The organism is Parasphingorhabdus sp. DH2-15, assembly GCF_051668705.1.
GTDB lineage: Bacteria > Pseudomonadota > Alphaproteobacteria > Sphingomonadales > Sphingomonadaceae > Alterisphingorhabdus.
In genome coordinates, this window is record NZ_CP196351.1 from 2,122,151 (window position 1) to 2,134,755 (window position 12,605).

The 12,605-nt window shown below is 51.5% G+C and carries 11 protein-coding genes; 7 read left to right on the top strand and 4 right to left on the bottom strand.

The features are described 5' to 3' along the window. Nucleotides 1-2: 2 nt before the first annotated feature. Nucleotides 3-1,463, bottom strand: a complete 1,461-nt coding sequence (locus ACR9YC_RS09940; protein ID WP_438727057.1) for a WecB/TagA/CpsF family glycosyltransferase — start codon at nucleotides 1,461-1,463, stop codon at nucleotides 3-5. Between the two features lie 291 nt (nucleotides 1,464-1,754). Here ACR9YC_RS09940 and ACR9YC_RS09945 point away from each other — a divergent pair, with 291 nt between their 5' ends. The 4 genes from ACR9YC_RS09945 to ACR9YC_RS09960 are packed head-to-tail and all read left to right on the top strand — an operon-like array spanning nucleotide 1,755 to nucleotide 6,023. Beyond that, on the top strand, nucleotides 1,755-3,026 hold the full coding sequence (locus tag ACR9YC_RS09945; RefSeq protein ID WP_438727060.1) for an oligosaccharide flippase family protein: 1,272 nt from the start codon (nucleotides 1,755-1,757) through the stop codon (nucleotides 3,024-3,026). Then, nucleotides 3,023-3,952: a glycosyltransferase family 2 protein gene (locus ACR9YC_RS09950; RefSeq protein WP_438727063.1), complete on the top strand. Its 930-nt coding sequence runs from the start codon at nucleotides 3,023-3,025 to the stop codon at nucleotides 3,950-3,952. The genes ACR9YC_RS09945 and ACR9YC_RS09950 overlap by 4 nt, the downstream gene beginning before the upstream one ends. 32 nt (nucleotides 3,953-3,984) lie before the next feature. Next, nucleotides 3,985-5,016 carry a glycosyltransferase family 2 protein gene (locus tag ACR9YC_RS09955; protein ID WP_438727065.1) on the top strand — a complete coding sequence of 344 codons (1,032 nt, stop codon included), beginning with the start codon at nucleotides 3,985-3,987 and terminating at the stop codon, nucleotides 5,014-5,016. Then, entirely contained in the window at nucleotides 5,013-6,023 is a 1,011-nt protein-coding gene (locus ACR9YC_RS09960; RefSeq protein ID WP_438727067.1) for a glycosyltransferase family 4 protein, read from the top strand. The genes ACR9YC_RS09955 and ACR9YC_RS09960 overlap by 4 nt, the downstream gene beginning before the upstream one ends. Before the next feature lie 392 nt (nucleotides 6,024-6,415). On the opposite strand, the gene ACR9YC_RS09965 is transcribed toward ACR9YC_RS09960, so the two are convergent. From ACR9YC_RS09965 to ACR9YC_RS09975, 3 genes are read right to left on the bottom strand one after another with little or no spacing between them, the layout of a single operon-like run. Beyond that, entirely contained in the window at nucleotides 6,416-7,633 is a 1,218-nt protein-coding gene (locus tag ACR9YC_RS09965; protein ID WP_438727069.1) for an O-antigen ligase domain-containing protein, read from the bottom strand. A 14-nt stretch (nucleotides 7,634-7,647) separates the two neighbouring features. Next, nucleotides 7,648-9,075, bottom strand: a complete 1,428-nt coding sequence (locus ACR9YC_RS09970) for a GumC family protein (RefSeq protein ID WP_438727071.1) — start codon at nucleotides 9,073-9,075, stop codon at nucleotides 7,648-7,650. Between the two features lie 2 nt (nucleotides 9,076-9,077). After that, nucleotides 9,078-10,259, bottom strand: a complete 1,182-nt coding sequence (locus tag ACR9YC_RS09975; protein WP_438727074.1) for a polysaccharide biosynthesis/export family protein — start codon at nucleotides 10,257-10,259, stop codon at nucleotides 9,078-9,080. Between ACR9YC_RS09975 and ACR9YC_RS09980 the strand changes: the two genes are divergently transcribed. Genes ACR9YC_RS09980 through ACR9YC_RS09990 form a run of 3 tightly spaced genes read left to right on the top strand, consistent with a single transcriptional unit; the run spans nucleotide 10,258 to nucleotide 12,603 of the window. Next, nucleotides 10,258-10,551, top strand: coding sequence for a hypothetical protein (locus ACR9YC_RS09980; protein ID WP_438727077.1), 294 nt, complete (start codon nucleotides 10,258-10,260; stop codon nucleotides 10,549-10,551). The genes ACR9YC_RS09975 and ACR9YC_RS09980 overlap by 2 nt on opposite strands. Then, on the top strand, nucleotides 10,548-11,090 hold the full coding sequence (locus ACR9YC_RS09985; protein ID WP_438727080.1) for a heme NO-binding domain-containing protein: 543 nt from the start codon (nucleotides 10,548-10,550) through the stop codon (nucleotides 11,088-11,090). The genes ACR9YC_RS09980 and ACR9YC_RS09985 overlap by 4 nt, the downstream gene beginning before the upstream one ends. Further along, on the top strand, nucleotides 11,083-12,603 hold the full coding sequence (locus ACR9YC_RS09990; protein WP_438727083.1) for a sigma-54-dependent transcriptional regulator: 1,521 nt from the start codon (nucleotides 11,083-11,085) through the stop codon (nucleotides 12,601-12,603). The genes ACR9YC_RS09985 and ACR9YC_RS09990 overlap by 8 nt, the downstream gene beginning before the upstream one ends. The last annotated feature ends 2 nt before the right edge of the window (nucleotides 12,604-12,605 follow it).

Here is a 12,605-nt window from a genome sequence, read left to right on the forward strand (position 1 = left end):
TATCAATAAGCTCCCCGGCCACTAATCACTGCCGGTACGGTTTTGACCATCAGGGACAGATCAAATAATGGTGAACGGCGATTGAGATAGTCAATATCCATCGCGACCTGTTGGTCAAAAGGAATGTCAGCGCGGCCAGATACTTGCCAAATACATGTGAGGCCAGGCTTGCCCGCAAGGCGGCCACGCGCCTCTTCTGGATAGGCCGCAACTTCGCTGGGCAGTGCAGGGCGTGGGCCGACAATCGACATATCGCCTTTGACCACATTCCATAATTGCGGAAGCTCATCGATGGACAGGCGGCGTATCCAACTGCCGACCCTTGTAACACGCGGATCTTTCTTCATTTTGAAGCAAGTCGCATCGCGTTCGCTTTGATCCAGCAATTCCGCTCGGCGTGCCTCTGCATCCTTGAACATGGAGCGAAACTTCCACATGCGGAACGGCTTACCATCTTCACCGATACGGGTTTGCATGAAGAAGGGCGAACCGCGATCTTCTGCAGTGATGAGCAAGCATATCGCGGCAACCAATGGGCCAAGCAACAACAGCACCAACAAGGCTATAGAAAGGTCCAATGACCGTTTGCTGGCATCAATATAACGTTGGCGAATGCCGCGTGCAGTCAAGGCATAAGCGATTGCAGTCATGATGAATTTTGCATTACCGGCAATATAACGCCCGGCCAGACGACGCGGCTCCTGTGCTAGCCGCCATATCCACTCGCAACCGGCTTTACGCACAAAGAGCGGTGCACGCGGAATATTGCCTGAATAATAGTCAAACAGACCGCCCACAGCCATAACTGTCGATGTTGTAATGCGGTCGCGCTGAGCATTGACCCATTTTTCCTGTAATGGCACGCCGAAACCCACCATCAAGATAGAGGCACCGGAAGCGTTAATGGCATTGATGACATTGTCTGTTTCACTGTCGTCAAAATAGCCATGTTGCTCACCAGCGAACAGACCTTCGCCATATTGTGCTTCCATATGTTCTACGGCCTTAGCAGCAACGCCTGGCTTACCGCCCAAAAGATAGATGGTCTGGCCATTTTTTGCGGCTTCAGCGCAAATTTCTGGAAACAGATCGGTTCCGTTCAAATTGCTCGGAGTTGAGCGCTTCGCCATTTTGGCGGCCAGACGCAGACCCGAACCATCCGGCAGCAACATATCTGCGGATTGCAAGGCTTGCTGATATTGCTGGTCGCGAATGACTGTGTTCACACAATGGGCATTGATAAAGAATATGGTGGTGCGCCGCGCACGGGCTGACAGATCAACAATTTTGCGCGCAGCATCCTTTAACGTGTCACGTACGAGATCAAGACCAAAGAGACGATCAGAGCCATTGGCGTAGAAACGCACAGTTGCGTCTGAGGGTGCGTTATTGCCTGTTATGCCAACAGGCAGCGCCACTGGGGCAAATGCGTCAAAATGCAGTGCATTACTATCATGGAACATGAGAAACCTCCGTTAAATGTCGGTTTTTCATAAGCAGCGATCGTGCCATTTTTATTTTATCACTATTTATCAAATGCTTGGCTATAGGCTTTTCATTTTGCAAATCGTCGATTTTGTCATTTCGCAGCGGAAGTTCGCATTTTGCAACGCGATCTTTTGAAAATGCGAATTTCCGCCTGTCGAGATGTACCGGAAATTATCTAAAGCATTGATATACATATATTTATTGAAACTGGCACAAAGCGTGAAGAGTGTTCTGCATCTTTAAGAAAGTGGAACAGAATGCTGTATATGCCGACACATATTAAGAGCCTTTTCAAGCACCCGTTTTTTACGGCGATGCTGGCTTATGGCTCGCTTGAATTGGCGGCACGGATATTCCGCCTGTTCACTGTCATCGTGATGGCATGGCAGATGACGCCAGAATATCTTGGCGTTGCTGCGCTGAGCCTTTCTTGCTTCGAAATTATCCGCGTGCTTGCCAATATAGGCGTTGGTCAGCAGATTATTGCTGCCAGTGATCAGAAGCTCGAAGCCACTTGCAATAGCGGACATATCATCTTCTGGATCTGGCTGCCTTTGGTCGCCATTGTTCAGACCATAGTCGCATTGATATTGTGGTTTGGTTTTGGTCAGGCTTTGGCAGGGCAGATGCTGATGGCGCTGTCAGCGGTTTATATCTTCATGCCTGGCGGTCTGATCCCTTGTTTCCGCCTGATGCGTGACAAAAAGCTCAAAACAACAGCCCGCATCAGCGCGCAACAGACCATTGCCGACCATATTTTGACAGCCATATTATTGCTGATCTGGCCTAGCCCATGGGCGATTGTTCTGCCCAAGTTGATCACTGCGCCATTATGGCTGATCTGGATGCGCAGCGCCTATACATGGCAGCGCGTTGCATCGGCTGGCCAAGTGCCCATGCGCCCCTTATTGGGTTTCAGCATCAAGGTTTTGTCGAGCGATGTCATGCTGGCTGCACGCAGCCATTGCGACAAGCTGATTATCGGCGCTTGCTTTGGAATGGGCGCATTGGGCACCTATTATTTCGCATTCAATGCCGGCATCAGCATCATGGGTTCTTTGATCGCTGCCTTTGGTACGGTGCTTTACCCCTATCTTTGTGCTGCGCCGCAAGGGGCTGAGCGTTTAGCAATATTGAAACGCTATGCCGGTTTGGGCGCTGCGGCCTTTGCCATCATGCTGACCGCACAAATCCTGCTGGCCCCGATTTATGTGCCGCTGGTCTTTGGCGCCAAATGGGCCATGGCTGTTCCGCTCATCATGATCTTGGCACTGGCCGCCATCCCGACCTTTATCGCCACCATCATCATGGTCTGGACTCGTAGCGCCAATCGCCCTGGCTTCGACCTGATACTCTCAACCATCAGCAGCATAGCCGCATTGTCAGCCCTGTATCTGGGCAGTCTGATTTCGCTCGAAATGGCTGCGGCCTCCTGGGTTTTTGCTCTTTTAGCAACCAGTATTCCAGCCGGCCTTATTCTCATCATTCGTCAGTCTGCACAGCAGCGTAACCCGATTTTCCAAGGAGTAGCATCATGACCGCACCATATTTTTCCATCATCATGCCCGTTTATAATGCGCAGGACAGCCTGCCAGCGACCATTGCTTCGGTATTGGCGCAGAGCGAAAGCGATTTTGAGTTGATCGTCCTTGATGACGGCTCAACCGATAATAGCCTGCACCAATTGCTGGAATTATCCGCACAAGATGAGCGCGTTCGACTGGTTTCCCAAAATAACAAAGGTGTCTCAGCCACGCGCAATTTTGCCATGGGTCTAGCACGCGGTGAGTTCATCGCCTTTTTGGACAGCGATGACCATTGGCACCCTGAAAAACTGGCGATGCACCGCAGAGTGCATGCCGCACAACCATTTGCCGATGCCAGCTTTGCCAAAGTTGTTTTTGTGGAAAATGGTACATCACCCGATTGGCGCTATGGCCGCCAGTCCAGCGTACAGAATATGACCTATAGCGCATCCGAATTTCTGGCTGAAAACCCTAGCTGCACCATGTCCAATGTCGTTGTGCGCAGAGAGGCTGCATTGGCGGCAGGCCCATTCATGCACGGCATGTCTTTTGCGGAAGATCAGGAATGGTTGCTGCGCCTTATCGGCAATGGCAGCAATCTGGTCGGCATAGATGCCGCTTTGGTTGGTTATATGGTCAGCGAAACCGGTCTATCAGCAAATTTTGATGCAATGCTGTCAGGCTGGCGTGAGCTATTTGATCGCTATGGCCCTGCGCAAGACCGTTCAGCGGCCGAAGCATTATATTTCCGCTATCTGGCACGCCGCGCACTGCGCATGGGCTCCAGCGCGCGCATCGCCATGCATTATGCCCGCCAAGGCCTGGCCATTAACGCACGCAGCTTTTTGGCGGATGGCAAACGCGGCTGGGCGACATTGTGCTGCTGCTGCGCTGCTCTCTTCATGCCGCGCTCAATACGCACCCATTTTTTCGCATAATCACCGACACATAATATCAGGAGGATAATATCATGACAAAGACCACAAAAATCAGCACCCGTACATCTATCCGCAAGCCGAAAATCTCTGTCGTTATGCCGGTTTACAATGTTGAGCGCTATGTAGCAGAGGCGGTACAATCTGTTCTGGATCAAAGTTTCGAAGAGTTCGAGCTCATCATCGTTGATGATGGCGGCCAAGATGACAGCATTGCCATTTGCTCAGCATTTAAAGACCCGCGCATCCGTATCATATCACAGCGCAATCGCGGCCTTGCTGGTGCACGCAATACCGGCATCTTGGAATCATGGGGCCGTTATGTTGCTTTCCTCGATAGTGACGACAGCTGGATGAAAGACAAGCTGATGCTGCATTTCATCCATTTGGAAAATAACCCCGATGTTGATGTCAGCTATAGCGGATCACGTTTCATGGACGAAAACGGCCATGCTTTGCGTCAGGCACAAAAACCCAAACTGACCAATATCGATCCGCGCAAAATCTTGCTGCGCAATCCGGTCGGCAATGGATCTGCACCAGTAATCCGCCGCACCGCGTTGAACAATGTGGCCTATCGTCACCCGGAGGAATCCTGGCGTCTTTGCTATTTTGACGAAACATTGCGCCAGTCAGAAGATATTGAAATGTGGTTGCGGCTATCCATGCTTGGCCAAGCAAAATTTGAAGGTGTTGATGGCCTGTTGACCAATTATCGCATCGTTGGCGGCGCTTTGTCTGCCAATATTATTGCACAATATGAAAGTTGGGAAACGATGCTCGACAAAACACGCAGCTATGCCCCGCAATTTGTGGCCCTGCATGAGCGTGAGGCACGCGCATTTCAGCTGCGTTACCTTGCGCGCCGCGCCATCCAACTGGGTGACGGCACCATGGCCATGATGCTGATCCGTGATGCGATTTCATACAGCCTTAAACCATTATACCGCGAACCGGGCCGGTCACTGGCCACCGTTTCCGCTGCTTTGGCCATGCGCTTTTTGCCCACCAACAGCGCTAAAGCTCTGGCGAACCGATGGACTGGCAGCAAGGCGCTTGTCGGATGATCAGGCAGCACATTGTGCACTTGCTGGAAGATGGCTCTTTTGGCGGTGTTACCGAAAATCTAAAACTGTTTGATCGCCCGGAAATGGCGATGCGATATAGCCATTCTGTCGAAAGAGTAACGCCTGGCTGGTCGATTGCGCCGAAATTAGAGGCCGATATCATCATCACCCATTATTCACATAGCTGGAGCAGACTGCCCTTTTTATGGTCTTTGCGTCAGCGCAATTCGCGCGCAAAGATCATTCATATGGAACATAGCTATTCAAAAGAATGGGCCGAATTGTCCGTGCCAAATTTGAACCGGCTTAAACGCTTGATGGTCAATGTCAGTCGCAATGTGGATGCCCTGATCTGTGTCTCCGATGCGCAGCGTTATTGGCTCAATACCCTTTCACCGAAGCTGGCGGAAAAGACGCTGACGATCAACCCGTTTAGCGATATGACCGCGCTGAAAGCATTGAGTCTGGCCAAACCCCATCATGGCAGGCCTTTGACGGTTGGCACTTTTGGGCGTTTTCACCCCGATAAGGGCTTTGATACACTGATCAACATTTTCGATCAGCTTCCCAGCGGATATAATATCCGATTGCTGATAGGCGGATTTGGTGAGACAGAGGAAGAGTTGCAAACATTAGCGGCGTGTAACCCTGCGATTGAATTTATCGGCCGTGTCGAGGACAAAGCCAATTTCATGCAGCAATGCGATGTCGTCATTGTTCCTTCCAAATATGAGACTTTCGGCTTGACCGTTGCAGAAGCCAAGGCTGCTGGCCGCGCCGTATTGGTTGCCAATGTCGGTGCATTGATTGAACAGGTTTCAGATCCAAGGCAGATTTGCGACTTTGACAAACCTTCCGAAGTATTGGCCCGCCTTTCCCGCCTCGACGCAATGCCGCTTGATCGCTTAGCAGAGGAAGGGCGCGCGGACATGGCTGGCTATGAAAAGCGTATTATCGATGGCTGGACCACATTGCTGGATTGGGGAGCACCGATAGCGGCCCAGTAATTGGCGCAACCATATCGACCAAGACCCGATATATAAGACCAAAGCCCCCAGACCCGAAAAAGCCCGTCAGTGATATGCTGGCGGGCTTTTTTGTGTGTCATGCAGCGTCAAACACTATGTTTGGCGGCTAAATGAGGGCAGTTATAGGATAGCACACGCTCTGTGGAATGCGTTAGGCGTGAACCTATTACGTTTGCATGGCCACTCCCATCACTAATATGATCGAAAAGCGCAGATATATTGCTTTCTACATTCCAAATATCAGATCGTTAGTGGATAGCCTCTGGCATATAAACGTTTCTGATAGGCTGTGTACGTCTAGTGCCGCGATGCAAGCAATCACGCTAGACCGGCCTTATCACAGCATTATCGGTTGAATTATAAAAGCCTGATTACGCGACCATATGCCGGTTATTAGACTGCAAACTTTGGCCTACAATAATCAGCGCTGGCCAATAGAGATAGGCCAAAGACTCCAGATTTTCGCCAAAGCTGTACATGATCAGCAACAGCACCAGTGATAAAGGCAATCTGGCATGTGCTTCAAAAAGACATTTGCGCAGCAATATGACCAATGTTGTGACCAAGGGGATAGCCAGCAGGAACAGGCCTGACAGGCCTTTGACAAATAACAGACCATACCAGCTGTGATGACTGCCAATCGGCATATATTCGACCAGATGCGGCCCGCGTTCAACAATGCCATGGCCAAACCAATAGGCCTCATTCTGCCAGCGCTCGACCGCTATTCGGCCCAAAGCCTCTCGCACACGGGTGGAGTCCGCCCGCGCGCCAGCAAAATCCGCCTGAAGCGCTTGCCCAATATCAATAATGTCCAGTGCAAACCAGCCAGCCAATAGCAAGAACGGCGTGCCAAGCAGCCACAAAACAGGACGATTTAACCGCGAAACAGCAAAGGCTATTGGCCATAACAATATCAGTCCAACCAGCGCCAGACGCGATTGCGACAACAGCATGATAGCAAGGGCCGCGGTCAGGCCGACAGCCTTCCACCGGATATTCTTCTCTTCCAGCGCACACAAAAAGTAGATCAGACCGATCATTCCGGCTGCGGGCGACCATGGCGCAAAAAATTGCCAGCGCGGTGCATTCGTGCCTGGCTCCAATGTGTATAAGATGGTGGCGAAATATTCAGGACCGGACCCGCCCAAAATCTTCAACGGCGAAACCCAGAGCATAGAGGGCAAACCGATATAGGGAGCAGCAAGAAATATGGGCAGAACGATCAGAGTAACCGCGCCAACCTTGCACACTGCGCGTACAATAGCGGAGCGTTTGATGGGCAACACAGCGCCCGCGAACAGAAACAGCGCGATCAACAACCAGCCTTTTGCCCAGCCTATGGAGGATTTGATGGTCTGGCCCGTGCCCAGCGATTGGTCAAAATGGCCAATCCACAACACGATTAACAGGCCCAGCATACCCGCAATCCAGATCATGATGGACATTGGCGGCGCAGGCAAACGGCGCTCTTCCGGCAAATTGGGTGCAATATAATAGAGCAGCAATGCCCAACCAGCAAAGAGGAAACCCAGCACTGGCCCCGCAATATATAAGCCACCAACCAACCATAATGGCCATGTGGCCATTATCGCGATTGCGCTTATATAAGTGGCTTGATTTTGTTGATGATCGGTGTGCGGAACCATAGCAACATTAATCCGGCAAGCATGAAGAAAGTAGCACCCAATGCCCCTGCCAAAGCAATCAGCAAAGACGGGCTCGATGTGCTTTTGGGGAGCGAGGGTTGCTCCAGCACTTGAACGAGCGGATAGGATGCGAACGGGTCTTGTTTATTGGTATCAATACGCGCCAGGGCCGACGAAAACACGGCTTCTGCAACACGGTGATCGCGCGTTAAATCGGCAAGTTCGGAGGCTTGTTCGACAAGTTTTTGCGTCTCCAAAGATTGCGCTGTAATATCGCGGCGGATTTCCGCTAGACCAGATGCGGCGGCTTCTTTCTGTGCGGCGCTGACCACCAAAGATTGCATCAGATTAGAGCGCCCCTGCCCGACCATGATGTCGGTGCGCTGCAAAATTGCATTGGCGCCCAGACCTGTCAAAGCCCTGCCCCGCGCTGCCAAAGCAGTGCGCAGCTCTTGGCGTTCAGCGCTTATCTTGGCCAGATTGGCATGGTTAGGCCCCAAGGTCGCAGACATTTCCTGATATTGCGCATCAACCTTCGCATAACGCTGGGCAATCTCGCCAAATTGTGGATCAGAGGCCAGCCGCAGCGATGTGTTCGCAGAGGACGGGTTTTTGCCCAATATCGACGACAAAGAGCCGGTTTCGCTCGACTTTTGTTTTAGGGCAATACGGGCCTCTCGTTCACGATTGCGCATGGCATCAAGATTGGCGATACGCCCGTTAAACTGATCGAGCGAAACAAGGCCTGTTCGCGCTTGGAAATCGAGCAAAGCCTGCTGTGTATCGCGGACCTTTTGCTCCAGTTTTTTAAGGTTTTCGCTCTCACCTGCTTCGCGTTGCTCTGCCTCATCATTACGCAGTGCATCAAGCTGTTTCAGGAAACTGTTGCGCAGCGCATTAGCGCGTTCTTGTGCTTGCTCAGCCGTTGAACCGCCAATTTCGACTTTGATCAAATTGGTCTGATCGGTCAAAGTCACTCGCGGTGCAGGGAATTTGCCAGCATCTTCATCAACCATTTTGGCGCTTTCGTCCAATGTAATATCGGTCATCAACAGACGCTTATAATTCTCTGTCGGGCTGAGCGATGCGCTAGAGAAAGCGGAACTGGCATTTGATTGCGCCTGACCGATGCTTTCAACATTGAGCGAGCTGCCAGCACCTGAACCTGGCAATATCAACGTGAATTTGCTGCGATATTGTGGCGGTGAGATAGCCAGATAGAGCGCAGTCAAAATCCAGATAACCGCAACCCAGCTACCCGCAGTAATGAAATAGCGGCGATGACGGCGCAAAAATGGGCGGCGATTGCGCCAAGCCTGCCACAATTTCTGGGGCAGGCCAGGCTCTTCTTGCGCCACATCAAGGGATGGTGTGTGGCTCATGATCAATCCAGATTATTGAAAAAGAGGAAAGGTGTTGCAGTCTCACCAATGACGCTGACAACATCGCGCAAGTTCATGGCAAAGCTGTCATAACAGGCAACGGCATCGCCCGGCATCAGATACGGGTCTTTGCTGTCACGATCGGCCCCGCGCACCAATCCTTCGATAGAGCGAGAAATAACAACCGATTTGCCATTGATGGGGTTACGCGAAAACAGAACAATTTTGCGTCCTGCATTCATTGCCGACCCGCCAACACAATTGGCCGAGAACATGGCTTGAGAGAGGCGGCTGCCATAGGGCAGATTGGTGGCTTCTTTACCGATCGCAGCGCCTGCATTGTTATTGGCAGGCCGGCTAAGATTGGACATGAAAACGCGGATGCCCGGGGCTGTAACCGATGATGGCTTGACCAAGGCTTCCTGAAAACATCCGGCTGATGGCACTATAATCTGGTCACCATCCTGCAATTGAAAGTCTTCGACAGCGCTGCCATAAACAGCGCCCGACAGATCAACCTGGGTCCAGCGTGTGCCGCGCACAATATAGACACTGCGCAGTTCTGCATCAGGGCGCACCCCGCCCGCTGCACGCAGGCTGGTGGATATGGTCCGGCCAATATTTGTGTCCCCGGCGTCAGCGCTATCCAGATTAACCGAACGGGTAACCGCTTGGCGAACACCAATCTGTTTGACACCGGATTCGAACACTGCGCCATTAACGGCAACACCAATGCTGCCCAGCTCCTTAATGGTCAGGCGCACATTATTGGCCAGATCGCGGACCATGCCTTCGCGAACCAAAAGACTGCGTACGGCATTTTCCGCTTCGCCCAAGGTAAGACCGTTCAGGGATAGGTTATAACGGCCCATCAGGCTCAATTGGCCAGCACCATTTAGGATATAGGTTTTTGACAGCAGGTCATCATCACCCGCAACCGATAATGTAACGCTGTCGCCCGGATTGAGCCGGTCACCAAAGGTCTGGTCAAGAAGATCAGGCGCATATTCATAGCGCTGGATCACACCGGGCTGCGGCGCGGTATGGCATTGCTTAACTTGTCGATGATCGGCTGGAGCCTGTGTTGCTGCATAATAGCTGCCATATTGATTGCGCGGTGTTGGCATGGTTGCGCAGCCAGAGAGCGTTGCAGCGATAAGGCCAGTGAGAAGAAGTTTTTGCATGGTCCAAGTCCGTTTTGAGAAGAAACATCATTATATTTTCTCCGGACTATGCAATCGCCGTGCCAATTCGCATTTTGCGCTTTTATTGCCGGAAATTCCAAGATTTCAGTTTTTCAAAATGCGAAAATTTGCAATTTGCAAAGATTTTCATTGCATAATGCAATATGATGATTCGCAAAATGCGATGATAGGTTTTGAAATTTGCGGTAAAGCCGCAGTTTTGCGTAATGCAAAGAATGGCATGTTTTTTGCTTATTATGTGGCGACAACCACAATAAGGACCAAAATATGAAGGGCGTAGTTTTTACAGAGTTGGTGCGTTTCATGGAAGAAGCACAATCAGCCGATTTCGCGGAAGCCGTATTGGAAGGTGCAGCTTTGCCAAATGACGGTGCTTTTACCAGCGTCGGCAATTATCCTTCCGAATATGCATTGCAGATGGTGGGCGAAGCCTCCCTTCAGTCCGGTATTGATGCAGCAGAGCTGTGCCGTCTTTTCGGCAAACAGCTATATGGCCGATTTTTCATTCTCTATCCGCATATCATGGAAGCCTATCGCAATGCTGAGGATTTGCTCAGTCATGTGGGCAGCCATATCCATGCCGAGGTTTGCACACTGTACCCTGATGCCAATCCCCCCAAGGTAGAAAGCCGGAAAAACGGCGATGATATGGAAGTGCGCTACACATCACACAGGCCCATGGCGGCTATCGCACTGGGTCTTGTTCAGGGCTGCATGGCGCATTTCGGGGATGAGCGCAGCCTAAGCTGGGATTTTGGCGAGGATAGTAAATCCGCAACATTTACTATCAATGGAGAACGCAGTGAATAATGCGAAAATCCTGATTGTTGAAGACATATTGTCTCTCTCACTGGCGTATAAGGTCTTGCTGGAAGCAGCAGACTTCGTGGTGGAGACAGTTCCTACACTGGAAGAAGCGACACAAGCCATAGCATCAACACAGCATGGCTTTGCCGCCATTTTGCTCGATCTTAATCTACCGGACGGTGATGGTCTGGATTGGCTAAAGCGCAATGACCATATTTTGAAGGAATGTGCCGTTATTATCGCTACCGCGGACAGCTCGCTAAACCGTGCCATCGATGCCATGCGCCTGGGTGCTTATGACTTCATGGTCAAACCCATTTCGCACAAAAGACTGGTCGCCTCTTTCAAAAGCGCCTTTGAAACCCGCTTGGAAGAGCCGGTCATCGACCCAATGGCACCAACTGCCAACACGCAGGCAGAGGGCTTTCAGGGCTTTCTTGGTGAAAGCGCGGTCATGCAGGATGTTTATCAGCAGATTGCCAATGTCGCCAATTCCAAAGCAACGATCTTTATCACTGGCGAAAGCGGCACGGGTAAAGAGGTTTGCGCAGAAGCCATTCATAAATCGGGTGGCCGTGCAAAGCGCCCCTTCATCGCCATTAACTGCGGCGCGATACCTGAAAATTTGCTCGAATCTGAACTGTTCGGCCATTTGAAAGGCGCCTTTACCGGTGCCCTTTCAGACAAGGTCGGCGCCGTTCAAGCAGCACAAGGCGGCACATTGTTCCTTGATGAGATTTGCGAGATGGAGCTGAAGCTGCAAGTCAAATTGCTTCGCTTCCTGCAAACCGACACCATTCAGCGCGTTGGCTCAACCAAGACCGAGGATGTTGACGTGCGCATAGTCTGCGCCACCAACCGCAACCCGCAAACCGAAGTGGCCGCCGGACGTTTTCGCGAAGACCTGTTTTACCGGCTGGCAGTTGTGCCGATGCATCTGCCACCGCTGCGCGCACGTGGGAATGATATTATTCATTTGGCCAATGCTTTTCTCACCCGCTTTGCGCAGGAAGAAGGCAAGAATTTTGAACCCGTTTCCCCCGCATTGGCGCAGACACTCAGCGCGCATTTATGGCCGGGCAATGTTCGCGAGCTGCAAAATCTGATGCGCCGTGCAGCGGTTATGTACCCCGGCCCCAATCTGGATATGACATTGGTTTCAGAACTGTCCATGGCTCAACCAGTCCTGCAACAGGACATCGCGCCACATGGCGATAATGGCATGCCCGCGCAGAATAATGCCGGGACATATTTTGATGCCCATGCCGCGCCGGATGCACAGCCTGTAATGGCTTCAGCGCAGCCTATGGCCAGTTTACCGGGTCAGAATCTTGCGCAATTTGATGGCATGACCATGGACCAGATCGAAAATCTGATTATCGAATATTTTATTGAAAAGCATGGTGGCAGCGTGCCCAATGCGGCGCGCAAATTGGGCCTTAGCCCCTCCACCATCTATCGCAAGCGCGAGCGTTGGCAGGAGCAAAATCAGGAAGCAGCAGCCGCAGCCGAATAAGG

What these genes read in the sequence shown, in the direction of transcription:
- ACR9YC_RS09960 (WP_438727067.1), top strand. Translation starts at nt 5,013, where the DNA reads ATGATCAGGCAGCACATTGTGCACTTGCTGGAAGATGGCTCTTTTGGC.
- ACR9YC_RS09970 (WP_438727071.1), bottom strand. Translation starts at nt 9,075, where the DNA reads ATGAGCCACACACCATCCCTTGATGTGGCGCAAGAAGAGCCTGGCCTG.
- ACR9YC_RS09950 (WP_438727063.1), top strand. Translation starts at nt 3,023, where the DNA reads ATGACCGCACCATATTTTTCCATCATCATGCCCGTTTATAATGCGCAG.
- ACR9YC_RS09965 (WP_438727069.1), bottom strand. Translation starts at nt 7,633, where the DNA reads ATGGCCACATGGCCATTATGGTTGGTTGGTGGCTTATATATTGCGGGG.
- ACR9YC_RS09980 (WP_438727077.1), top strand. Translation starts at nt 10,258, where the DNA reads ATGGTCCAAGTCCGTTTTGAGAAGAAACATCATTATATTTTCTCCGGA.
- ACR9YC_RS09985 (WP_438727080.1), top strand. Translation starts at nt 10,548, where the DNA reads ATGAAGGGCGTAGTTTTTACAGAGTTGGTGCGTTTCATGGAAGAAGCA.
- ACR9YC_RS09975 (WP_438727074.1), bottom strand. Translation starts at nt 10,259, where the DNA reads ATGCAAAAACTTCTTCTCACTGGCCTTATCGCTGCAACGCTCTCTGGC.
- ACR9YC_RS09940 (WP_438727057.1), bottom strand. Translation starts at nt 1,463, where the DNA reads ATGTTCCATGATAGTAATGCACTGCATTTTGACGCATTTGCCCCAGTG.
- ACR9YC_RS09945 (WP_438727060.1), top strand. Translation starts at nt 1,755, where the DNA reads ATGCCGACACATATTAAGAGCCTTTTCAAGCACCCGTTTTTTACGGCG.
- ACR9YC_RS09955 (WP_438727065.1), top strand. Translation starts at nt 3,985, where the DNA reads ATGACAAAGACCACAAAAATCAGCACCCGTACATCTATCCGCAAGCCG.